Source organism: Wolbachia endosymbiont (group A) of Pipizella viduata, assembly GCF_964028555.1.
Taxonomy (GTDB): domain Bacteria; phylum Pseudomonadota; class Alphaproteobacteria; order Rickettsiales; family Anaplasmataceae; genus Wolbachia.
Genome location: NZ_OZ034787.1, coordinates 1,004,729 through 1,027,748, shown reverse-complemented (window position 1 = coordinate 1,027,748; position 23,020 = coordinate 1,004,729). Strand labels below are relative to the sequence as shown.

18 protein-coding genes and 5 pseudogenes are annotated in these 23,020 nt (G+C 34.8%); 11 read left to right on the top strand and 12 right to left on the bottom strand.

The genetic code is table 11. The features are described 5' to 3' along the window. Positions 1 to 122: 122 nt before the first annotated feature. From ABWU50_RS04890 to mnmG, 3 genes are all read right to left on the bottom strand, one after another. Positions 123 to 488, bottom strand: a complete 366-nt coding sequence (locus ABWU50_RS04890; protein ID WP_353275546.1) for a hypothetical protein — start codon at positions 486 to 488, stop codon at positions 123 to 125. Between the two features lie 119 nt (positions 489 to 607). Next, a complete protein-coding gene (locus ABWU50_RS04885; RefSeq protein WP_353275544.1) occupies positions 608 to 2,275 on the bottom strand; it encodes an aminopeptidase P family protein in 1,668 nt (555 codons plus the stop codon). Positions 2,276 to 2,280: 5 nt separating this feature from the next. Next, positions 2,281 to 4,302, bottom strand: a complete 2,022-nt coding sequence (gene mnmG / locus ABWU50_RS04880) for a tRNA uridine-5-carboxymethylaminomethyl(34) synthesis enzyme MnmG (protein ID WP_264732136.1) — start codon at positions 4,300 to 4,302, stop codon at positions 2,281 to 2,283. Positions 4,303 to 4,718: 416 nt separating this feature from the next. On the opposite strand from mnmG, the gene ABWU50_RS04875 reads away from it, so the two are divergent. From ABWU50_RS04875 to ABWU50_RS04845, 7 genes and pseudogenes are all read left to right on the top strand, one after another. Further along, entirely contained in the window at positions 4,719 to 5,807 is a 1,089-nt protein-coding gene (locus ABWU50_RS04875) for a Fic family protein (protein WP_264732138.1), read from the top strand. 339 nt (positions 5,808 to 6,146) lie between these two features. After that, complete coding sequence (locus ABWU50_RS04870) at positions 6,147 to 7,166, top strand: RDD family protein (RefSeq protein ID WP_353275541.1); 1,020 nt, start codon at positions 6,147 to 6,149, stop codon at positions 7,164 to 7,166. 194 nt (positions 7,167 to 7,360) lie between these two features. Further along, positions 7,361 to 7,879: pseudogene (locus ABWU50_RS04865) on the top strand (hypothetical protein); the annotation flags it as partial. Positions 7,880 to 7,933: 54 nt separating this feature from the next. Next, positions 7,934 to 8,149, top strand: a pseudogene (locus ABWU50_RS04860) (PD-(D/E)XK nuclease family transposase); the annotation flags it as partial. Between the two features lie 302 nt (positions 8,150 to 8,451). Next, positions 8,452 to 8,919 (top strand): thioredoxin-dependent thiol peroxidase, encoded by a 468-nt coding sequence (gene bcp / locus ABWU50_RS04855; RefSeq protein ID WP_264688477.1) that lies wholly within the window; start codon positions 8,452 to 8,454, stop codon positions 8,917 to 8,919. Positions 8,920 to 8,935: 16 nt separating this feature from the next. Beyond that, positions 8,936 to 10,015 carry a DNA replication/repair protein RecF gene (gene recF / locus ABWU50_RS04850; protein ID WP_353275539.1) on the top strand — a complete coding sequence of 360 codons (1,080 nt, stop codon included), beginning with the start codon at positions 8,936 to 8,938 and terminating at the stop codon, positions 10,013 to 10,015. A 301-nt stretch (positions 10,016 to 10,316) separates the two neighbouring features. Beyond that, positions 10,317 to 10,664, top strand: a pseudogene (locus ABWU50_RS04845) (IS110 family transposase); the annotation flags it as partial. 18 nt (positions 10,665 to 10,682) lie between these two features. Here the strand turns inward: ABWU50_RS04845 and ABWU50_RS04840 are convergent. The 6 genes from ABWU50_RS04840 to ABWU50_RS04815 all read right to left on the bottom strand — a co-directional run bounded on the left by ABWU50_RS04840 (position 10,683) and on the right by ABWU50_RS04815 (position 16,274). Continuing rightward, the gene (locus ABWU50_RS04840; RefSeq protein WP_264736254.1) at positions 10,683 to 10,901 is read right to left on the bottom strand and encodes a transposase; all 219 of its coding nucleotides are present in this window, start codon (positions 10,899 to 10,901) and stop codon (positions 10,683 to 10,685) included. Positions 10,902 to 11,272: 371 nt separating this feature from the next. Beyond that, entirely contained in the window at positions 11,273 to 13,714 is a 2,442-nt protein-coding gene (gene leuS / locus ABWU50_RS04835) for a leucine--tRNA ligase (protein WP_353275537.1), read from the bottom strand. Between the two features lie 12 nt (positions 13,715 to 13,726). Continuing rightward, entirely contained in the window at positions 13,727 to 14,332 is a 606-nt protein-coding gene (locus ABWU50_RS04830) for a murein hydrolase activator EnvC family protein (RefSeq protein WP_253310003.1), read from the bottom strand. Positions 14,333 to 14,385: 53 nt separating this feature from the next. Beyond that, positions 14,386 to 14,721 (bottom strand): MerR family transcriptional regulator, encoded by a 336-nt coding sequence (locus ABWU50_RS04825; protein WP_264732147.1) that lies wholly within the window; start codon positions 14,719 to 14,721, stop codon positions 14,386 to 14,388. Then, positions 14,721 to 15,026: an integration host factor subunit alpha gene (locus tag ABWU50_RS04820; protein ID WP_353275536.1), complete on the bottom strand. Its 306-nt coding sequence runs from the start codon at positions 15,024 to 15,026 to the stop codon at positions 14,721 to 14,723. The genes ABWU50_RS04825 and ABWU50_RS04820 overlap by 1 nt, the downstream gene beginning before the upstream one ends. A gap of 60 nt (positions 15,027 to 15,086) precedes the next feature. After that, entirely contained in the window at positions 15,087 to 16,274 is a 1,188-nt protein-coding gene (locus ABWU50_RS04815; RefSeq protein WP_353275535.1) for an MFS transporter, read from the bottom strand. Positions 16,275 to 16,410: 136 nt separating this feature from the next. Between ABWU50_RS04815 and ABWU50_RS04810 the strand changes: the two genes are divergently transcribed. The 3 genes and pseudogenes from ABWU50_RS04810 (at position 16,411) to ABWU50_RS04800 (ending at position 18,390) form a co-directional block, all read left to right on the top strand. Beyond that, complete coding sequence (locus ABWU50_RS04810) at positions 16,411 to 16,713, top strand: hypothetical protein (protein ID WP_353275534.1); 303 nt, start codon at positions 16,411 to 16,413, stop codon at positions 16,711 to 16,713. Between the two features lie 6 nt (positions 16,714 to 16,719). Continuing rightward, a pseudogene (locus ABWU50_RS04805) lies at positions 16,720 to 16,800 on the top strand (hypothetical protein); the annotation flags it as partial. Between the two features lie 36 nt (positions 16,801 to 16,836). Continuing rightward, the gene (locus tag ABWU50_RS04800; protein ID WP_353275533.1) at positions 16,837 to 18,390 is read left to right on the top strand and encodes an ankyrin repeat domain-containing protein; all 1,554 of its coding nucleotides are present in this window, start codon (positions 16,837 to 16,839) and stop codon (positions 18,388 to 18,390) included. 127 nt (positions 18,391 to 18,517) lie between these two features. On the opposite strand, the pseudogene ABWU50_RS04795 reads toward ABWU50_RS04800, so the two are convergent. After that, positions 18,518 to 19,475 (bottom strand): annotated as a pseudogene (locus tag ABWU50_RS04795) (IS630 family transposase). 280 nt (positions 19,476 to 19,755) lie between these two features. After that, positions 19,756 to 21,183 carry a sensor histidine kinase gene (locus tag ABWU50_RS04790; RefSeq protein ID WP_353275531.1) on the bottom strand — a complete coding sequence of 476 codons (1,428 nt, stop codon included), beginning with the start codon at positions 21,181 to 21,183 and terminating at the stop codon, positions 19,756 to 19,758. A 65-nt stretch (positions 21,184 to 21,248) separates the two neighbouring features. Here ABWU50_RS04790 and ABWU50_RS04785 point away from each other — a divergent pair, with 65 nt between their 5' ends. Beyond that, the gene (locus ABWU50_RS04785) at positions 21,249 to 22,424 is read left to right on the top strand and encodes an aspartate aminotransferase family protein (RefSeq protein ID WP_353275529.1); all 1,176 of its coding nucleotides are present in this window, start codon (positions 21,249 to 21,251) and stop codon (positions 22,422 to 22,424) included. 10 nt (positions 22,425 to 22,434) lie between these two features. On the opposite strand, the gene ABWU50_RS04780 is transcribed toward ABWU50_RS04785, so the two are convergent. Next, entirely contained in the window at positions 22,435 to 22,932 is a 498-nt protein-coding gene (locus ABWU50_RS04780; protein WP_353275527.1) for a hypothetical protein, read from the bottom strand. Positions 22,933 to 23,020: the final 88 nt, after the last annotated feature.

Genomic DNA, 23,020 nt, shown 5'->3' with positions numbered 1-23,020 from the left:
GCTTCTATTTGCCATATTTTGAAAAAACGTCTTAACTTTCTCTCTACTTTTTCTGGGTAAGGCCACTAGACACTTATGCAGCTGTGCATAGAATGACAGAAGAGACTTGCGTTAGATATTGTTTATTTACTTTCGATCTTTTCTATCAATTTTTTAACTGAGCCTCTTAGCTTTTTACTGGATTCATCAAGCTCTTGAATCTGCGAGCTATGCTCTTTCATTAGTTCCTTATAGTTACCTCTTATGTAGTCAATCATTTCCTTCATCTGAGCAATCATCTTGTTAACATCCATACTACCCAAATCAGGTACCATGCCAGGCATAGCCCCTTCTAACATACCGCCAGCCATAAGCTGCTGGGACATTTGCATAAATGGTTTTAAAGTCTGATTAAGCAATTCAGGATCCTTGGCTAATTTTTCTATTTGCTCTTTGCAAGTATCCATATACTGCTTCATAAATTCATCTTCTTGTCCTTTGTCTATCATAATATGTCTACCTAAAAATACGTACTCTTTATTATATATCGTTTTTAAATTAAAAACAATACAAAATACCTATCACAATTGCATTAATACTTTTTAAACAATAAAAAATGCTCCTTTGCTTACAAATGGTCACATACCTTCTTTAACCATTCCTTATCTTTTACGCTATTTTCTAAGTTTTCATAGACAAATTGATGATAGCTATTTATCCATTCAATTTCATCTTTAGTAAGCATTTGCACATCTATTAGCCTTCTATCATATGGAATGAAGGTCAGTTGTTTGAAATGTAAAAAGCTATTTTCTTGTCTGTCGACATACATCAGATTTTCAATTCTTATTCCATACTCTCCCGGAATGTAATAACCAGGTTCGTTGGAAAGTATCATTCCTGGCGTGAGTTTCACTTTATTGCCCTTTGATATTGCTTGTGGTCCTTCATGTACTGATAGGTAACTTCCTACTCCATGCCCTGTACCATGCATATAGTCCATTCCAAATTTCCATAAATGCGTACGTGCCAATATATCCAATTCTCCACCAGTAGTGCCAGAAGGAAAGATGACACTTGCTACAGCAATGTGAGCTTTCAATACTATTGTATAGTGGGTTATTTGCTCACTAGTCGGATTACCAACGACTACAGTTCTTGTCACATCAGTTGTGCCATTAAGGTATTGGCCACCAGAGTCAATCAAATATAGTCCACTTTTCTGAATTACCTTATTCGTCTTACTGCTTGCACGATAGTGAATTATTGCACCATTTTCATTAAATGCGGAAATTGTTGGAAAACTTGGTTGCTTAAACAAATTCTGTTCTTTTCTGTATTCTAAAATCTTTTCTTCAGCTTCAAGTTCTGTACCAACATTACTTTCAAGCCAATGTAGAAAGTTTGTAACTGCCACTCCATCTCTGATATGCGCATTTATAGCCCCAGCTATTTCAGTTTGGTTTTTTACTGCTTTATAAATTAGACAAGGATCTTCTCTTTCAGCTACCTGTTTATCTTTTATTACAGCCATGATACTCATTGGAGTTGTGTTTGGATCTATGACTATTGAATTTATCTTGTGCAGCGAATTTTCTAGCTCACTAATATCAAAAATATTTATATGATTGCCTAAATTTGCTTCTATAGTTGAATGTTCTTTATCTTGAATAAACAAATCAACATTACCGCTTTTATACAATATAGCACGGCCAAATATACATGGAGTATATTTGGCATTTTCATTTCTTAAATTTAATAGCCATGAAATTGAATTTGGATCAGTTAAAAGCACTGCTTCAGCTTCTTTATCTATGCTTTTAGCGACTTTTTCACATTTATTCTTGCTACTTTCACCAGCATATTTAATAGAATGTAAAACCACTGCTTGTTTTCGATAGTCACTTTTTTTTCCAGCTAAACAGGGTATTAATTTACAGATATTCTCATACTTTCTTATATCTTCTATGGTAAAATATTGCAAATAGTAACCTAGTGAGGTGGTCAATGTTAAGTTTGCTTTTACCCATTCGCGTGGATCCTCTTCTTGTATATTATATACTTGAAAATTGCCCCGATCGAGCTGATTGCGAGCTTGTGTGATATAGCGTCCATCCGTAAAAAATGGGCACTTGTTGTCTTTTGTAACGATAAGTAGCCCATTTGTTCCTGTAAAGCCACACAGCTTTGTTAGCTCCTCTGAATAATCATTTAAATATTCATCTTTAGTATGCAACATAAATGCGTCAACATTTGTTTCACACATAAAAGAACGAAATTCTTCGATTTTTGACATATACCTCACGCAAAACTAGCAGCTACTTTCGTTTTCTTATTCCTAAGGTACACTAATATGCTCACTATCGCTGCGGGAGTGATGCCTTGTATTTGCTTTGCAATGCCAATCGTCGCTGGTTTTATCGTCTGCAACTTTTCTATTACTTCACTTGACAGGCCTTTAACTTGTGAATAGTTAAAATCAATTGGAATTTGAGTGTTAATTTCCTCTCGTAAAAACTTCATATCTGCTTCTTGTCTTATTAGATAAGGTTTGTATTTTGCTTCAATTTCAACTGCTTCGCATATTTCATTCTTAGTTATGCTACCCATTGCGGCGTCATTCCAGCGCGTAACGCTGCTTTTTTCCTGGATCCTAGTGTCAGCTACTCGGATGATATGAGAGTGTCCTGAGATGACGGAAGAGGATCCAGTATCCGTTGTGCAGCGCGTGATGCTGCTTAACTCCGGCCATATTTCTTGTAATTTATTCCAGTCGATGTTTGGATAGCTGAGTAAATCTAGTGCCGTTTTTCTTATCCCATCATAAGATATTTTAATACCATAAGACCTAAGCTGCTCAGGAGTAATCGTCAGACTCCCTAACTTCTCTTCAAGCTGCTTAATGGATTTAAGTTTATTCTGTAAAACAGAGTATCTCTCATGCGAAACAAGGGAAATATCATAACCTTTTTGTGTTAATCTTCTATCCGCATTGTCTGACCTGATAGCTAGCCTATATTCTGCACGTGAGGTAAATAATCTATAAGGCTCGATCACCCCTTTGGTGACCAAATCATCTATCATTACACCGATATATGAATCTGTGCGGTGAAGAACAAAGCTTTCTTTTTTTTCAGATGCAGAGAGTGCTGCATTAATTCCGGCGATAATTCCTTGCCCTGCTGCTTCTTCATATCCAGTGGTGCCATTAATTTGGCCAGCAAAATATAGACCTTTAATTTTCTTAGTTTCAAGAGTATGGCTTAGTTCTCGTGGATCAATATAGTCATACTCAACTGCATATCCAGACCTCAATATTTCTGCGTTTTCAAGTCCTTTGATACTCTTTATCATTTCATTTTGCACTTCAACAGGCAATGAATTTGAAATTCCGTTTGGGTATACAGTATCATCATCCAGCCCTTCTGGTTCTAAAAATATTTGGTGACTACTTTTTTCTGCAAATTTATTAACTTTAACTTCAATGGATGGGCAGTATCTTGGTGCAACAATGTCATCCAAATACGAAGAAGCTGACCTATGAAGATTTTCTCTAATTATTTTATGCGTATTTTCATTAGTATGGGTAATAAAGCATGATACCTGAGGTTGGTTAATTTTTTCTGTGAGATAAGAAAACGGCACAGGTGGGTTATCACCCACTTGTTCTTGCAATATTGACCAGTTTATAGTATTACGATCAAGCCTTGGTGGAGTTCCGGTACGCAGTCTACCTAATCTAAAATCATACTTCTTCAACGTATTTGCAAGTTCTACTGCAGACTTATCTCCCATTCTTCCTGAAGGAGTTGTTTGCTCTCCTATATGAATCACACCCCGCAGAAAAGTCCCTGTAGTTAGAACGACTTTACTTGTTGATATACGTTCACCTGAGCTTATCATTACAGCTTTAATGCACGGTTCTCCATTGCCATTACTTTCTATAAGAAAATTGTCAACTGACTCTTCTTTTACCGTCAAATTGTTATAATTTAGAATAATTTCCTGTATTGCCTGCTTATATAATTTTCGGTCTGCCTGTGCACGTGGTCCCCATACTGCTGCACCTCTGCTGCTATTTAAAATGACTGAGTGTATGCTTGCTTGATCGATTGCTCTTCCCATTATTCCATCAAGAGCGTCAACTTCCCTAACTACAACACCCTTTGCAACTCCTCCAATTGCTGGATTGCAGGACATTTCTCCTATAGTTGAAATTTTATGAGTTATAAGCAGCGTGTTTGCACCAAGGCGAGCTGCCGCAGCAGCAGCTTCGCACCCTGCATGACCACCACCTACTACTACTACGTCATATTTATGCATGCTTTTTTGAGTAATTCTACTCTACTAATATTCCGATTATCAACGGTTAATGTCAAATCTTGTTATTCCAATGTTACACACTGGAATAACAGAAACCTTACTTGATTAGCTTAAACTTTCTTCCTTCCCTTTTGAAGAAAAGTGCTCAAATTTATTAGCAGAATGGGGTGGATGCTATTGAAATTAAGCACGTTTCGGAGTGATTTTATTAAAAATGTACAGTATTTCTGTGAACTCTCTCAAACAGCTAAGGGGTATTTAATCTATACAGGTCAGCAGACACGCAAAAGTTAAACTTATGCCAATAAATGAAATAGATCAACTATCCAGAAAGTAATCTACAGTATTTAGATTTGCAAATGTTGCATTATCTGCATTTTATCAGCATAATATAGAAGTAATGTAATGCAGATATTATGCCGATAAAATTTACACCAAATTATACAATTACCTCCAAAATCGCTGGTTGTCTTATGAGGATTGAAGCAGCAAAGGAAAAAGTGTTACATTTACCACTCACTGTATCAATGCTTTCATCTCTTCGTGAAACTGCAAGGCTCTATACAACACACTACTCTACTATGATTGAAGGAAATCGACTTGAACCTAAACAGATTGAAGAGATTTTAAAGCATAAAGGTCACTTCCCAAGGTATAAGAGAGATGAAAATGAGGTTAAAGGATATTATGCAGCCTTAACTCGAATTGAACAATGGGCAGCAAGGAGAATACCCATTACTGAGAAAGCTGTTCAAACACTACATGCTCTAGTAATAGCAAGTGGAAAATCTAAAATAAAACCAACACCTTATCGTGATGGTCAAAACGTTATTCGTGATAGCCGTACACGTGCAATAATTTATATGCCACCTGAAGCAAAGGATGTACCAAAGCTCATGAGCAGTATGATTGATTGGATTCGTGACAGTGAGCAAGTGCCTTGCCCAATTATTGCAGGTATTGCGCATTATCAATTTGTAACAATTCACCCTTACTATGACGGTAATGGTCGTACTGCAAGATTGTTGACTACATTAATTTTACACCTTGGTGGATATGACCTAAAAGGACTTTATTCATTGGAAGAATATTATGCCAAGAATCTAGGAGCGTATTATGAAGCAATCAGTATAGGTCCATCGCACAACTATTACATGGGAAGAGCTGAAGCAGATATTACCAAGTGGATAGATTATTTCGTGGAAGGTGTGGCAATTGCATTTGAGAATGTTTTACAGCGTATAAACGAGGAAGGGCACAGAACTGACCAGACTGATCTTATACGTAAACTTGATCCTAAACAGCGTAGGGCTCTTGAGCTCTTTGGAGAATTTTCCATGATTACAGCTAGTCAAGTAGGCAAATTATTTAATTTTAAGCCTCGCACCAGTGCTCAGCTTTGTAAAAAGTGGGTAGAAATGGGATTTATTGAGGTTGTAGACTTTTCCAACAGAGGAAGAAAATACAAGCTTAGCAAGCAATATGAGGATTTGATTTCAAACTAAAAACTGTTTCTAATCTAGAATTCGGGTTAAAAGCACGCACTCAAGGCAAGTAGGGCATCGTAGGACATGAGTACTAGCAGAATGGGGTGGATGCTATTGAAATTAAGCACGCTTCAGAGTGATTTCTTTAAAAATATACGATATTTCTGTGAACTCTCTCAAACAGCTAAGGGGTTATACAGGTCAGCAGACACGCAAAAGTTAAACTTGTGCCAATAAATGAAATAGATCAACTTACCCAGGTTGCTCGGTTGTAAGCAAGAGAAGACAAGGAAAGGAGCAGGTTAATCCAAACAATTTTACTATTATTTAACTGCTAGTCTGGTATGTTAGGCAATCGTGTTAGGTACAAGAATGGATAACTATGCAGGAATTACTAAACGTGTTGCAGCATATGTAGTTGATCAAATAATATTTCTAGTCCTTTGCTTATTCATTTTATTCATATCATCAGATGAACTCTTTACTGAACTTTTTAATTATATCTTTTCTGATAACGATACAACTTCTATGTCAGTTCAATGGGAAATATTAGGAACATTACCGTTTATAGCACTAGAAACATTAACGATAACAAAGTTTGGCTGGACTCCTGGAAAACTGCTATTTGGCATATACATAAAAGATGCAAATACACTTAAAAACGTTACTTTAATGCAAGCAGCGATAAGGAGTACTCTTAAAGAGCTTGTGTTGTTACCTAGCTATATTTCTGACTGGTTCTATATTTTACCAATTTTAGTTTTAATATTTGCAATACTTGATCGACATAAACAGACTTTTTATGATAAAATTGTAAAAACAGTGGTAATTGATTACAAACCTGAAAAACATCACTTAGATTTAAACTATGTGGGAATAACTAGGCGTGTTATAGCATATATTATTGATCGTTCTATTATTATTGGAGCCTCTTTGTTTTGTGTTTCTCTTGTAAAAACAACTTTCCACCCTGATAAATCTCAAATATTAATCATATACTTTTATTTATTTTTTTTCCTACCAATAGTGTTAGGAACATTTATAACAAGAAGACTTAGTGGCACTTTAGGGCAATTGTTATGCTATATTTGCATTAAAGATATAAATACACTTAAAAATCCTACTCTAATACAAACAATAATTAGGTGTGTTTTGTTTGAAGTTATTAACTTCATATTGATTTCTATATTAATTATGAATATATTTTTTGATGCTCTTGATAAGTATACTTCTGAGTGGTGGTTTGACCCTTTATCAAGCTTAACCTTTATAGCTATAATACTAATTTTTACATCTGCAATATTTGACAAACGAAAGCAGTTTTTTCATGATAAAATTGCAAAGACAGTGGCAATAGATTATAAGCCTTCAAGCTGATTTCTTCTCCAGTTGTGGGTTTATACTTACTTTTTTTCTATTCAAATTCTAATCTGCATAAAATTTATTAAAAAGACTATTGACACTAAAAATACCTGTGTTACAAGTAAGCTATATTTGATATTTACATAAATTGTTTACAACCATTTGGTTTTACGGTGAGGGTAATTTTTAGTTATACTTAAGGGGGTGGAATGCATATTAATCAACAACAATCAAGTAGTACTACTAAAAAAGACATTATTCTTCAGCTATTACAGTCTGGTGTTTTAAAGCAAAGAAATCTTAATGATAAAATTAGTCATGAAGAAATAAGCAGATTAATAAATGATATTATAAGTTTAAGCGAAGATAATACGGGTGAACTTCGTCGTTCAAAGCGAGATATAGGAAGAGGTATATATTACTCAGTAATCTTTATGTATCGTGCATATCGGCTGGTAGATAAACTGGGTTGGAAGCGTGGTTTACAGGTAGTCAATCGGTACTTAGGTACAAAACGTGGACAGGAGAAAACTCTAGAAACAGCCAGGGAGCTTTTAGGTGATATAGAAGATATAGAAGATTTTCTAGATTTTCTAGATGGTCTCAAACAAATTCTGTCTCCTGAGCCAGGTGAAGAGCAAGTTATAGAGGAATATAGCAACACATCTTTACACTTAGCTGCCAAGCAAGGTAATTTAAATGCAGTGAAATATTTTGTAGAAAAAGGGGCTGATATTAATGCTAAGACCAATGGTGATGATACTCCTCTCTACAAGGCTGTATTTGTGGTCGAAATCCAGCTCGCTCGCGACAAGGGCTTTGAAAAACGCGCACAAGCATATGCTGGTAAAGTTTACTCAAGACAGTCTGGCAGATACACTAATTTAAAGAAGGTCTTCTTTATTGCGATTTCAAATTGTATTTTGTTTCCTAAGAAATCCAATTATATATCTAGCCATACTATAAGAGATGAGGAAACTAATGAGCATGACTTACAATGCTTAAGCTTAAAGCATTAGATGCTTTTTACAAGATACAAGGCAGAAACTTATCAATAAGCCCCCATCAAGAATCTTATCTGTTAGCTATATATAAAATTTGATACTCTGACTACAATATACTACTATAGATAAAAGTGTTATCAATGGAGCAAAGTATGGAATTAACAGTAGGAAATAATGTACCATACTACTATAATACCACAGAAGTGGTATTAATGGAGCGAGGTATGGAATTAGCAGTAGGAAATAATGCACCATATTACTATAATACCATAAAAGTGTTATTAATGGAGCAAGGTATGGAATTAGCAGTAGGAAATAATGCACCTGATTTTAGCTTACCAACAGATTCTGGTGAAAATTTATCATTGAGTGAATTTTTTGATAAAAAAAATGTAGTTCTTTATTTTTATCCTAAAGACGATACTCCGGGTTGTAGGATGGAGGCAAAAGGCTTTAGAGATAAAATAGATGATTTTTCTTCCCTTGACACAGTGATAATTGGTGTATCAAAAGATAGTGTTAAGCGCCACGCTAACTTCAAAGCAAAATATTCTCTGCCATTTTCCTTAGTTTCTGATGAGAATGCTGAAATGTTGGAAAAATATGGTGTTTGGGTAGAGAAAAGTATGTTTGGCAAAAAGTATATGGGAATAGAGCGCACTACTTTTTTAATAGATAAAAAAGGTAAAGTAGTGAAGATCTGGAAAAATGTAAAAGTTAGTGGGCATGTTGATGAGGTTCTGGAAGAAGTAAGGAGAATGTAAACTAAAGAATAGGTTAATGGCTACCCATTGCTACATAAAAAAGCTGAAATTACATAATTTTCGTAGCCACTCAAACTTTGAACTGGATTCAGATGATAGCTCAGTTGTAATAACTGGCGAAAATGGTATTGGTAAAACTAATATACTTGAAGCAATCTCGTTGCTTGCTAAAAGCAATGGAATGAAAAAAGCAAAAGCCAGTGAGATACAAAATAGATTCAGTAATGAAGATTGGGTAGTGCACTATGATTTTTTTAATGGAACGGATTTTAATTCAATTGGTATCGCAAAGAGTTTTGATAAGAAACTAATACAAATTGATGGAAAAACGCAATCAAGTTATTCATTTCTGTATAAGATATCCAATGTAATATGGCTGATTCCACAAATGGACTATGTTCTTCTTAATTCTCCAAGTGACAGATTAAAATTTTTAGACCGTATAGTTTCACTGTTTGAAGAAAATTACACTTGCTGCTACATGAAATATAGAAAAGCTAAACATGAGCGAAGTAAACTATTGAGGGAGAACATTTTGAACAAAAACTGGTTCTCTAGTCTTGAAAACATAATGGCCGTTAATGCAGTTAGTATTTTACATATGCGATCGTCTGTTTTAAAAATATTACAAGATACAATTGATAACCATTCCAGTAAGCTTTTTCCGAAGGCAAGTTTGAAATTCAGCAGCCAGCTAACTTTGGACGATACTGCAGAATATTTTCAGAATCGTCTAAAGGAAAACAGAGAAAAAGATTCATTGACTGGTAGAGTAACCCTTGGTGTGCATAACGATAATTTTCGGGTTTTTTGTCAAAAAAGAAACGTACCAATAAATCTGTGCTCCACTGGAGAACAAAAGTTATTACTGCTTTCTATTATTTTATCCAGTGTAAAAGCAAGGTGTATTCATTACAATAAGGCACCACTTCTTCTACTTGATGATATAATGTCTCATCTGGATAAACATTACAGAAAGGCGTTAATAGAGGAAGTGTTAAGTATTCAATGTCAAACTTGGATAACTGATGTAAATCAAGATAATTTCAATAGCTATCTTTATTCTTTCAAGTTTTTTGAATTGTTAAGTAAATAAGTGACAATATTCTTCTGCAAAAGGAAAGAAATACTTACGTCCTTGGTCTTTTATTATATGACTGTGACCTTACCCAGGTGATATGAATAAGTATTGCTTGGTTGAAAGCAAGAGAAGATAATAACTTTTCAGAGTGAATAGGTGGCAGGTTGGTACTTCTTTTGAGGCACTTTCTGCTCTTACATGGAGTGTAGGAAGAAGACCTCGTGACCCAGATTCTGCCACCGGCGAGGCTCACAAAATGTGATGACCTCGTATAGGAGTTTGGAACAACCGGTACTCTGATATATTGAAATATGCAATTGGAGGAAAAAATGCGTCACATTGGAGTTATACTAATAGCTTTACTGCTTGTTATCTGCAAGAAGGGAAGCCAGAGTATATTCAAACGTTTTGCTTAAAAGACTTGGATAATTTTATCGAAAATCTTCAAGAAACAGATAAAGTGGCTATAGAAGCAACAGGCAATAACTGTTTCTTTTATGATGCAGTTTCACCTTACGTTAAGCGTGTGGTAATAGTCGCTCCCGGACAGTTTGAAGTTGTGCGCCGCTCTATACACAAAACAGACAAGCATGATGCAAGAGCTATTGCTTTCTTTCTAAGCAAAGATATGTTGCCTGAGGCAAGGCATAAAAGCAAACAATGTTAGCAGTTATAGTATTTTCTAAAACGAATGATAAACGTCTAAAATGGTATTACCAACTAAAAGGTGTAAGTCTGTACATTGATGCATTAGAGGTCTGAGGCGACTTTTGATGGTGTGCCAACAATGCTCTATCGGATTTAGATCAGGTGAATATGTTGGAAGATAAAGCAAATGACAGCCAAAAGACTCTATTAATGACTTTGTTTTGGGAGTTTTATGGAATGTAGCATTATCCATAACTATGGTTGTATTACGCTGCAATTGTGGTTCGCTCTAACCATACATTATTACACCCTCCTGTGAAGGTCATTGGTGTAATAAACTTCTTTTCAATCCATCCACCTATTATACTCACTCTTTCCCGCTTTTTTCCTGGAACATCAGCATATATTTTTTCTCCTCTTGGAGCTTGTGCATATTCTCGGTATAGAATATATTATACCTTTATCATTCGCTTTTGAAAATACTATAAAACAGAAACAAAAGTGCTGTTTATTGCAGCTTTTGGGTAATTTAATAGTAAAAATTTTAGAGAGAAATTTTATACACTATCACTGATATTTTCCCTTAAGTTGACGCCATTGCCTGAACAGATACACTCGGATTTTTTATATAACTATATTTACTATCTTATTTGGTACAGCATATACAGTGCGAACTTTGCTTTGACCGATCTTACTGGACACAGAGTCTATCGCTATTTTCTTCAATTCTTCTTGAGGTAAGTTAATTGCTACCTTTATTGTTGTGCGTAATTTTCCATTGATTTGCACTGCTATAGTTACCGTATCGTCAACTAATAATGATTCATCAGCTTTTGGCCAAGGTTGATCTCCTATTTCTTGCCATAGGCTTTCAGCTAGATGTGGTATGAATGGTTCGATTACTCTGATTAATATACATATACCTTCATCAATAAGAGATTTTCCAGTTTTTACATCTATTTCAGCTATTAAGTTCGTCATCTCACGAAATTTTGCCACTACACAGTTTAATCTGCAGTTTTCCAAGTCATCTGTAAGTCCGTGTAAGAGTTTATGAATTTTTTTTCTGTACTCTAGAAGTCCACCCGTAATACTTTCATTATCATAGTGTATATTTACAGGTCTCAGCTGCATGACCATACGCCACAATTTATTTACATAACGAGAACAACCTTCCACGCCATCATCGGACCATTCCATATCTTTTCCTGGAGGAGTGTCGGACAACACAAACAAGCGAGCAGTATCAGCACCATACTTTTCTATGATAAAATTTGGATCAACTGTGTTCTTTTTCGACTTGCTCATTTTTTCAACTTTGCCCACTTGAACCTTAGCTCCTTGTGCAATCAACTCTTTTGCTTCTGCGGGAAATAGCCACTTACCATTTTCGTCTTTATAAGTTGCATGGCAGACCATTCCTTGAGTGATTAAAGTAGAGAAAGGCTCTTTAATAGCAAAATAGCCACATTTGGTTAAAGCACGGCAGAAAAATCGTGAGTAAAGCAAATGCAGAATTGCATGTTCTATCCCACCTATATAATAATCAACAGGCATAAAACGATTACATGTATCTTTGTCTATTGATTTATCTTCACTACAGAATGCAGCAAAATACCAGGAAGACTCAAAAAAGGTGTCGAATGTATCAGTTTCACGCTCTGCTTGCTTTCCACATTTTGGGCAATCAACGAACTTCCAAGTTGGGTGCTTATCCAGCGGATTGCCACCACTTGTAAATTCTACATCTGCAGGTAGAACTACAGGAAGGTCTTTTTCTGGCACTTGCACAGTTCCACAATCTTTACAATATATTATAGGTATAGGGCATCCCCAATAACGTTGTCTCGAAATTCCCCAATCATGTAAACGATAGTTTGTTGTTTTCTCACCTATCCCTTTTTCTTTGAGCTTTTTAATGATTACTTCCTTTGCTCTACTTACCGTTAATCCGTTTAAGAACTCAGAGTTAAACATTATCTCATCAACGACCTTCAAGGTCTCTATAGTTTGTGCACCCTCTTCACGAACTACGGGAATAATCGGCAAATTATATTTCTGTACAAATTCAAAATCACGCTGATCATGTGCAGGGCAACCAAAAATCGCGCCTTCCCCATATTCCATCAACACAAAATTCGCTATGTAAAGCGGCAATTCCTTATCAAGAAATGGATGCTTAACGTTTAATCCGGTGTAAACTCCTATTTTTTCATCATTCTCCCCATTTGTTTTTATGTTATCGATAAAGTCCTGTATTTCTTTATTTTTTAAATCCTGCACAATAGGGTGCTCTGCTGCCACTGCACAAAAAGAAGCCCCAAATAAAGTATGAGGATAAGTTGTAAAAACCTTCAATTTCTTATTTAAGCCAACTACTTCAAACTCTATAGTTGCTCCTTCAGATTTTCCTATCCAACGCTCCTGCATTGTTTTGACTTTTTCTGGCCAATTTTTCAAACTTTGCAGGCACTTGAGTAAGTCTTCAGCGAAATCAGTAATCTTTAAAAACCATTGGGACAACTTACGTTTTTCAACAACTGCACCTGATCGCCACCCTTTTCCATCAACTACCTGTTCATTTGCAAGCACTGTTTGGTCCACTGGATCCCAGTTAACCCATGACTCTTTTCGATAGGCAAGCCCATGCTTTAAAAAATCCAGGAAAAATTTTTGTTCGTGTTTGTAGTAATCAGGCTCACATGTGGAGAGTTCACGCTCCCAATTATAAGAAAGACCTATAGATTTCAACTGTGTACGCATATTATCTATATTCTCTTTTGTCCATGTTTCAGGGCTAATATTATTGTCCCTTGCTGCATTTTCAGCTGGTAATCCAAACGCATCCCAGCCAATTGGATGCAAAACCTCAAATCCACGAGCTCTCTTGTAACGCGCTATCACATCCCCTATTGCATAGTTACGTAAGTGCCCCATATGAATTTTACCGGATGGATATGGAAACATCTCCAATACGTAACATTTCTCTTGTTCACTATTCTTGCTTACAGAAAAATCCCATTTATCTTGATAAAATTTTTCAACACTTTTAAAATCATATTTCATATAAATCCAAATTCAATTACAGTTCACATGCATCAAAGGATCAACCGCTTGGCCATTATGCCGTATTGTGAAACACATCTGTGGATCTTTATCTTGTGTGCTTGATTTACCTGCAGATCCAATCACTTGACCTTGCTTTACTTTATCACCAATTTCAACATGTATGTTTTTTAAATAGGAGTACACAGTCATGTAATTATCTTTGTGTTCTACTATAATTAAATTTCCATACCATCTCAGCCCTTTGCCTACATATACCACTTTGCCGGGTGCAGAGGCAACTACATTCGTTCCATTTTGAGCAGCAATTTTTATGCCATCCTTACACATTTCATCAGAAGAGGTAGCTGAAATAACTGTACCTTTAACTGGCATTACAAATTTGCAATTTACCCCCACGTTTTGTGCATTATTGTTATCTTTGTATATCCTGTTTATGATGGCTTTTCTATTTTCTTTTTTTATTAAAGGCTCCCTAATTAAATGGTACTCTCTTGTATATTCCAGCTCTCTTTTTCCGTAAAATTCTTCGCCTTTAAGCAGCACAGGTGCAGGTTTTTGCAGGCCACAGCCTATTAATATTGCTAATAATATAAGAAATGAAGCTATATGCCACATTTTAGATATATCAACTCTCACAAAACTCCAAAATTTTAGCGAGACGTAGTGTTTCACGCCTGTTCGTTACTTTCCTCGTTATTTATTTTACTAGTTAAATAATCCCTCAAATCGGTAAGTTCTTGCAACAAATTCTTTGGATCACGATTGACTTTTATATCATTACCAAATTCTTTTTGCACTCCTTTTATTGTATATCCTTTATCATATAGCATGTATTTTACTTTCTTTATGGCCTCTATACACTTAAGATCATATAGCCTTCTTCCTTTACGCTTTGTAGGCTTAATTTGATGAAATTGACCTTCCCAAAATCTTAAAACATGCTGTTCCAAATGTAGCTCTTCAGCTACTTCCCCAATCGTATAAAATAATTTTTCCTTATTCATTAATTATTGATTAATTTTTTTATAACTTTTGAAGGCCTAAAAGAAATTGAATTTCTTGCCTGAATCATCACTTTCTCTGATGTATTTGGTATATTCCCTGGTCTTTCCTTCTTTTTCTTAACCAAGAATGTTCCAAATGACGATATTTTTACTATTCCATCCTTTGCCAAGCTTGTCTTTATTTCGTTCAATATATCATCTATTATCGAAGCAGAGTCTTCCTTTGATAATCCTATTTCTTGGTTTATATTTTCAGCTATCGTTGCCTTAGTTACTGTTGTGTCTTTTGTTGTAACGTGATCCATTATTGATAAATATTACAATACGTAAATATAATATAGCAATCGACTCGAGATTCAGCTACTTTATTTTTTAGGGTATGTCTCTTCTGTAGCATAATTTAAAATACTAGCAACTGCCAACATTACAAATATTGCAAAAAGCGCCATTTGATGATCTGTAAAAAGTGCTAGCATTGACACTATAATTCCGCTGACAATAAACATAAACCCATTGATAATGGATGATGATGTGCTAATGTATTTTCGTTTCACAATCTCGCTGCCGACAGTAAAATTAACCATATGTCCTCCCGCAAAAAACCCGAACATTAACATACAAAAGTACACAACGTGGACTGTTAAGTGGCTGCACAACAAAATAATCATTGAAATACCTTGTAACAGAGCAAAAGCAGAGATTACATGCCTTCTATTTTTAAATAGATTTGAGATTCGATCTGCAATTGGAGCACCAACTGCAAGACCAAGCCATAATATTGCGGTTGCTACACCTGACTCCACTGCATCAAGTTCTGAGTTGCTCAGTAACCTTGGAGCCCACAAGGTATTCAGTGCTAAAAATGTTCCAAAAGTAATAGCACCCACCACTGAAGTTATCCAGATATCTCTTAATTTTAGCAATGTGAGTACAGAGCACATTACTGTTCTTATAGAGCTTTTTATTGTGCATTCTTCTGAACTGCTTTCTGGAAGTGTGTTTGGACAAAAAAGCGTAAGTACAAATATCAACACACCAAATAGTATTATGCATACAATCAGATTCTTCCAATCTGCACCTTCGGCAAGCAAGCTAGAGAACAACATTTGAATCACCAAAGCGGAAAGACTTGAAATTGTCTGCACTAGTGAAAACATTAATCCAAATTGGGCAACGGAAAAACATATGCTACTTGTATGAGCAGCACCAATAAAACCAAATGATGCTCCAGTTGCAATCAATACTTGAGATAAAATCAAATGGGAAAAATTGTCACTATTAATAAGGACAAAAAACCCCAAGATCATAGTTGATAATGAGAAAAAATAAATTTTTTTACTGGAAAAAACATTAAACGTTGCCCCACTAAAAAATTGTAAGATAGCAAAAGTCCAAGTATATACTGAGTTAGCTAGCGCAACTTGCGCGATTGTAAGTCCAAGTTCTTTTTCAAGATTCACACTTATAAAAGTATAAACTATCTGAATATTGCTGAATATAACAACCAAGTTACTGATCAGCCAAATGAACCAAGCCTTAGCTCTGCTTTCCATAAGATTTATTTTTATAAGTAATCTATTAGAAATTTAACACTAAGTCTCTTTTTAAGCTATTGTTTCCTGAATAAGTGCTGGACTTGACTTCCTTTAGCTTTATTGTACAATTAAATAATTTTAGGGTTAGAGTAATATGGCACCACGTGAGTCTCAATTAAAAAAGTTTAGGAATATATTTGCAAGAATAAGTAATAATATTGACTCTGGTAAGGTTAGTTATACTGGAATTTATGAGGAAATAAAAAATCAGTTAAGAGAAAATTTTAGTACTGTATATGAAGAGTGGAAAAATAGTAATTTTAATCCAAGTTTTAAGTTCAAGTTATACAGTAGTTTAAATAGAGTTAAAGAAACAACGCTACTACATAGGGCAATTGAATGCAGAGAAAAAGAGCCTGCATGTATACTACTAATTCAATGTTTATTGGAAAAGTGAGCTGACATTAATATAAGAGATAGCAATAATCAGACTCCGTTAAGTAGAGCTGTTTACACCGAAGAAGATAAGAATAAAGAAGTAGTAAAATTATTATTAGACGCAGGGGCAGATCCAAATGCAATGAATGATGATGATAATGTCCATGATTTAAAAACTCTATTATCCAGAGCATGCCGTTATTCTGATGAAAGTCTCAACGCAGAGTCAGCAAAACTTCTACTAGAAAGTGGAGCAAACATTAATGAAGTGGTGGATAATAGAGGAAATACTGTTTTACATCAGCTTATTCGTCAGTCATTTGAAATATTAGATAGAGAACAAGCTTTCAAAGAACAACTTATTGATTTAATAGAATTTTTTATAAAATATGGGGCTAATATTTATGCTCAGAACACTGGTGGCTACACTCCTGAAAGTGATATTGAAAATCAACTTCGTACCTATAGCGTGAGAGATAAAGAGTTCTTGACTTCTATACAAGAACTTTTAAAGAAGCAAAAGGATTCAATAGAGTACCACAGAAAGTTACTTGAGTTGGTAGATAAGAATAAGGACCTTGAGTCACTTGTTAGTATCATAAGAGGAAATGGCCTAATCAGTACAAGGGGCCTTCAAGTTTGCAGTAAAGCGATACCTCAAATACTTGGAATATCAGGTATAAAGCTTGCCGTTAAAGGTACTATTGTTGACGGTGAAGTTGAACAAGAGTTTTCTCAAGGGCCTGTTATTGAGATTGAAGGTAATCCTCTTATTAAATATTACAATTTATTTGACAAGATCATTGCTGCATTTCCAGGAAACCCTGTAATCGGTAAACTACATGTACGATTTTGTAGCCCACCGAAGGAACTAATGTCTACACTGGTCACTATGCAAGAGCTTTGTGAAAACTTTAAAGAAACGTCAGATAAGAAATTCTTTAATAACCTGAAACAAGAGCTCAGTAATCTTAACAGTCTTAAAAAAACGCTAAATGATGAATACTACAGTAGTCTGTACGCTATAACGTCAGGCCTTCAGACGTTTGTAGGAATGCTAGAAATTACGCTAGAAAAAGAAACGGTTAAAAGCAGTTATACAGAACTCAATAATGAACTTGTGCCTATAAAACAAAAGCTGTGTGGTTTTATAGAACAGCTAAGAAGAAAGGAGCAAGAAGTAGAAAAGCGGAAAGAAGAAGATCTAATGTATGAGGTATTTCGCTATATCAGAGATAACCTGCATGTTATAAAGCGAGAGCTTTGGGGTGAACCAAGAGCATCAACTGAAACAAAAAAAGAGGAAGGTAATGTAACAAAACAGCATGTTGCACAAAAAGAGCCTGATAAAGGTACTGTAAAACAGCACGGTAAGAAAAAAACAGGAGGTGATTCTGATAGCAAAGAAAAAAGGGAGAAGGCAGCTAGTGAGAAAACAGTAATGGGACATCCTCCTGTTAATTCTGGGGTTTATTCTCAAAAAGAGCCACCAATATTTTCTAGAAAACAAAAAATTGCAATTGCTGTTGGTATTGCTGCTGCACTAGCAACAGCTTTGGTCTGTTATTCAGTTCAACTACCCATTTTGGCAATAGTTGTATCTGCGTTAATAGTGGGAGCTGGTGCTTACATGATATCAAGCAAGCTCTATGAAGTTGTTGTCAATAATGGCGCTAGCCAGCAGCCTAGCTTTTAGTGACTTTATGTAAAGTATCAATAACTTGAGATACAACTGGTTTTCCTACAAAAGTTCGTGGTATAGGGTTTTGTTCTTTTAACCTATCAAGATTTCTCCCCAATTGTTCTAATACCAATTCTCATTATTAGTGAATCAAATAAGAGGCATTGCAGAGTTGTTTAATTGTGGAGTGAGAAAGAGAGGCAATAAATTTGCACAAAGCGCTCTCAAGCAGAGCAATTGTATCATAGATTTTATTGCGCAAAATGTTCTGTTTTATGTATAACCAAAACCTCTCAACAGTCAGGTGAATATGGAGGTAGGTATATAATGTCAATATTTTTAGGCACCTTTAAATTTTTTGACTTATGCCAACTAGCACAATCCATGATAAGAAATGCTTCCCTTGTTCCTAAATATTGTGACATCTGCTCAAGGAATATATTCATACAATCAGTATTGACGTTTGAGCCAGAACTCTCTCCATTTCTGGTGCACTATAGAGATAAAAATTTTCCTACCTAGTTTTACCTTAACCTGTGTCCTAATGCCTTTTTTAAACCACCCGTGTCCAATCTTTGAATGTGTGCCAAACCGCGATTCATCGAAGAAAAACAGCTCTTTTTCAGGATACATGACAATAGTTTCATTAAGATTTTTTTTTAAACTCCTCTTGTTTACTTTTATCTTGTCCGTTATGCACTGGTCTTGGTGTGATATATGAGAATTTCATTCTTTGCATATTACGGTGTACTGTAGACTTGCTAAACCAAACTTTTCCTGAATTCTTATTCTCGTTTCTTTAATGGTAATGTTGGGATTTTCTTGTATCCATGCTTCAACTTGTTCAAGTTGGCTTTGGTTCAATATAGTTTTTCTACGGCGTTGAGGTGGAGCAAATAATTTTTCTTCTCTGCCAAATTTTAGGTCATGCAGTAAGTGCCTTTCTTGAAATGCAACATATCTTTGCTACGGCTGTTATACTATGCTTTTTTGCTGCAATTACAGCATTTAGTTTTTTTGCAACATATGTGTTATTTCTTACTTTCTTCAGCATTTCTTTTGCTCACTTTTTCATCCAATAATTTTGATCTTAATGCCATTTAAACCTCGCTATTTTACTTACTTCAGTATGGCTTTTTTTTCATTATTGTCTATCCGTTGCTTGTATAGCGGGAATTGGTATAACTAATTTACTTATCAACATATCCACTAACTATAATCTGTATACCGCTACACAGTTAGAAGTATTTTTTGATTTTACAATACAGCTTGAGATTCAATTTTTATAATTTTCTTGTTGACTAGCCAGAAGGTATCTACCTTCTCGGCTTGCTGCTTTTGATAAAGTGTGGTTTTCAAGACAATATCAAATAGATCCTATTAAAAATCAATCGAATCTTCACATGTTTGTTCTTCATAAAAGAAGTTCAATGTTATCGTAGTACCAAGTTTTGCTTCACTTTTAATGTCGAAAGTTCCACCCATTAACTCTACTAATTTCTTGCTTAGCGGTAATCCGATGCCCGTACCTTCATTTCTATATCCCGAATCTGCTTGGCCAAAAACAGACATAACTTTATATATATCCTGCTGCATTATTCCTATTCCATTGTCATGAAACTCAATAGTTAATAAGTTTTTTTCTATATTTTCTTTTATCACCATTCTTATTAAACCATCTTTGGGAGTAAACTTGATTGAGTTTGATAATAAATTTATTATAACTTGTTTCATTCTCTTAGGATCTGCAATGACTAATAATTGTTTATTAGTCGTCTCTTTTTTTAAATTAATCCCGGCTTCTTTTAATTTAGGTAATAGCATATTTACGCATGAATCTATTATTTTGTTCAGGTTAAACTTCACTTTTTCTACTGTTAAACTACTTGATTCAGCTTTTGAAAAATCTAACATATCATTAATTAAGGTAAGTAAGTGTGTTCCTGCATTATATATATCGTCTGCATACTCCTTGTATTGAGAGTTATCCATTGAACCTAAAGTTTCATTTTTGATCAACTCCGCAAATCCAATAATAGCATTAAGAGGTGTGCGTAATTCATGTGTAACGCTTGCAAAAAATTTTAGCTTATTTGCATTTTCTTGCTCTAATGCCTCTTTTATCTGCTGTAATTCAATGTTAGTTTTATGTTGCTTGGCTAGCATTTGGGTATTAGAAAATTGCAAATAGAACATTATTAATATTAAAATTATTAATAATAAGCCCAAAAATGTTAAAAATAGGCCATATGCTATAACATAAGAATTATTGTAGTTTCGAAGAATCTTCAAAAAAAACGAAGGTTTAACGATATTTTCATGGAATATAGGAAAAATAGAAGTTAATGTATTTCCTGTAGTATAAAATATTTCTTGGTTACTTAATAGTTCATCAATTTCATCGTTTGTAAGTAACTGTTCATAATCATAATCTTGAGTGTTAAAATTACTGAATATTATTCTGCTGTTTTGATCATACAGTATTAAGCTGAAATCCTTTACTTTGCTCACTGATTGTAATAATTCAGCACGCAGTTTTACCAGTTGGTTTATGTAGTCAAAATTTTTGTATTTAATGTGATGCTTTTCTATTAGTAAATAATGGTATTTTTTTATTATGCCATTTTCCAGTATACTTTTTAAGTTTACACTTGAATCACGGTAAGAAGAAAGGAAATTACTCCTTAGTAAATAATTACAATATATCACACTGAATAAAATCATAAAGATCGATGAGAGTAATGCAATAACTTTTGTGTATTTGTTTTTCTCCAGCGCAGAAAACATTGATTTACCTAGCTTATACATATTCTTCTTATTGTGAAACAACGGTTTTTATGTTATTAATAATAAAATTTAGCATATAATATTTTATGACAATTTCTCCTATTTTGCCAGTTTATTCTCCTGTTAACATAAATTTTTCTTATGGTAAAGGTATTTACTTGTATGATATTGACGGTAAGCGCTACGTAGATTTTCACTCTGGAATAGCCGTTAGTAGCTTAGGTCACACCAATTCGCGATTAATTAGTGCTCTAAAATTGCAAGGAGAAGAATTATGGCATATATCAAATACCTATAATATACCTGCTGCCAATAATTTTGCAGAAAAATTAATAAACAACAGTTTCGCTGACACTGTATTTTTCTCAAATTCTGGATCAGAGGCAGTAGAATGTGGGCTTAAGATTGCTAGGGTCTATCAAAACGGAAAAGGCAATAAAAACCTTCACAGAATTTTAACATTCCATGGTGCATTTCATGGAAGAACCTTCCTAACTTGTGCTGCAAACGATAAACAGAAATTTTCTGAATTACTGAGTCCCTGTATTGATTGGTGTGATAATATCGAGCCCAATATTGAGAGCGCAAAGAAAGCAATTTCAAGTGGTATAGGCGTTATATTAGTAGAACCAATACAAGGTCAAGGTGGTATCAAAGTAATGAATGAAGTCTTTATGAAAGAACTAAGAAAGCTGTGTGATGAAAATGACATATTGTTATTTTTTGATTGCGTACAATGCGGTGCTGGTAGGACAGGAAAATTATTCGCATACGAACATATAGGAGTGGAACCTGATATATGTGCTCTTGCAAAGGGAATAGGAGGAGGCTTTCCGCTAGGGGCTTGTCTTGCAACTGAAAGGGCTGCTAAGTATATGGCGGTCGGTATTCACGGTTCCACTTTTGGTGGCAATCCGCTTGCAACCTCAGTAGGTAATGCTGTGCTCGAAGAATTGCTCAGTCCTGGCTTTTTGAAAAATGTTGAAATTAGAGGTAAGTATTTAAAAAATAAATTAGAAGACTTAGCAAGTAAATTTCCAATAATAGAAGAAGTAAGAGGAAAGGGGTTAATGCTTGGAATAAAAGTGAAAGCAGACAATCAAAAGTTTGCAGAAGAGTTAAGTCATCGTGGTTTACTCACTGTTGGAGTAACATCAGATAACGTTGTGAGAATTCTACCTCCACTAATTATCACTGAAAATGAGATTGATGAAGGAATTGAGATTCTTAGACAATACTTATCTGAAAAATCTTCTGATTAAGTGCTACGTATCAAGCAGATGCAGACACATAAGGAGATTTCTCTTCATGAGGTATTGGCTGTATCAGGACTGAAGATAGGTCAGTAGCTATAGCATCAGCCATCTCGTTCATGTATTTTACCTTATCCTGCTCTCTTATCAGTGTAAGCTCATTCATATCACTTAGTGAGTCAAACTTTGTTGCATCCTCAAATATAAATGATTGTATGATGCTTGTCGGAGTATAGAAAAAAGCGTTATTACCAAGCGACAATGTTATGTCTAATAAATCCTGTACTAAATCGTTTCTAAAAACGCATTTTGACAACTCCCCTAACAGGATTGGTATTCCAAAAAGAAAAAATGTTCCTTTCACTAAATAGGTCGTTACTCCACATAATAATGCACCACACAAAAATGCTAGCGGTCCAAATGCTATGGAACCGCAAAGTGATGGCAATAGCATAGTATAGCCTAATGATATTTCATATATAAGCTTCACTGAAACTATAAGTCCGATGAATAGCATAGCTGTACCCAAGACCATCCTTTGTCCAGAACGTTCTGTCAAGTTCTTGCGCCACAATTCAGAAAAGTCATTGTTAACTTTTACTTTA

What these genes read in the sequence shown, in the direction of transcription:
- leuS (WP_353275537.1), bottom strand. Translation starts at nt 13,714, where the DNA reads ATGAAATATGATTTTAAAAGTGTTGAAAAATTTTATCAAGATAAATGG.
- ABWU50_RS04780 (WP_353275527.1), bottom strand. Translation starts at nt 22,932, where the DNA reads ATGCTATTCATCGGACTTATAGTTTCAGTGAAGCTTATATATGAAATA.
- ABWU50_RS04790 (WP_353275531.1), bottom strand. Translation starts at nt 21,183, where the DNA reads ATGTATAAGCTAGGTAAATCAATGTTTTCTGCGCTGGAGAAAAACAAA.
- ABWU50_RS04815 (WP_353275535.1), bottom strand. Translation starts at nt 16,274, where the DNA reads ATGGAAAGCAGAGCTAAGGCTTGGTTCATTTGGCTGATCAGTAACTTG.
- recF (WP_353275539.1), top strand. Translation starts at nt 8,936, where the DNA reads ATGGCTACCCATTGCTACATAAAAAAGCTGAAATTACATAATTTTCGT.
- ABWU50_RS04810 (WP_353275534.1), top strand. Translation starts at nt 16,411, where the DNA reads ATGGCACCACGTGAGTCTCAATTAAAAAAGTTTAGGAATATATTTGCA.
- ABWU50_RS04825 (WP_264732147.1), bottom strand. Translation starts at nt 14,721, where the DNA reads ATGAATAAGGAAAAATTATTTTATACGATTGGGGAAGTAGCTGAAGAG.
- ABWU50_RS04830 (WP_253310003.1), bottom strand. Translation starts at nt 14,332, where the DNA reads ATGTGGCATATAGCTTCATTTCTTATATTATTAGCAATATTAATAGGC.
- ABWU50_RS04890 (WP_353275546.1), bottom strand. Translation starts at nt 488, where the DNA reads ATGATAGACAAAGGACAAGAAGATGAATTTATGAAGCAGTATATGGAT.
- ABWU50_RS04800 (WP_353275533.1), top strand. Translation starts at nt 16,837, where the DNA reads ATGAATGATGATGATAATGTCCATGATTTAAAAACTCTATTATCCAGA.
- mnmG (WP_264732136.1), bottom strand. Translation starts at nt 4,302, where the DNA reads ATGCATAAATATGACGTAGTAGTAGTAGGTGGTGGTCATGCAGGGTGC.
- bcp (WP_264688477.1), top strand. Translation starts at nt 8,452, where the DNA reads ATGGAATTAGCAGTAGGAAATAATGCACCTGATTTTAGCTTACCAACA.
- ABWU50_RS04785 (WP_353275529.1), top strand. Translation starts at nt 21,249, where the DNA reads ATGACAATTTCTCCTATTTTGCCAGTTTATTCTCCTGTTAACATAAAT.
- ABWU50_RS04885 (WP_353275544.1), bottom strand. Translation starts at nt 2,275, where the DNA reads ATGTCAAAAATCGAAGAATTTCGTTCTTTTATGTGTGAAACAAATGTT.
- ABWU50_RS04820 (WP_353275536.1), bottom strand. Translation starts at nt 15,026, where the DNA reads ATGGATCACGTTACAACAAAAGACACAACAGTAACTAAGGCAACGATA.
- ABWU50_RS04840 (WP_264736254.1), bottom strand. Translation starts at nt 10,901, where the DNA reads ATGGATAATGCTACATTCCATAAAACTCCCAAAACAAAGTCATTAATA.
- ABWU50_RS04875 (WP_264732138.1), top strand. Translation starts at nt 4,719, where the DNA reads ATGCCGATAAAATTTACACCAAATTATACAATTACCTCCAAAATCGCT.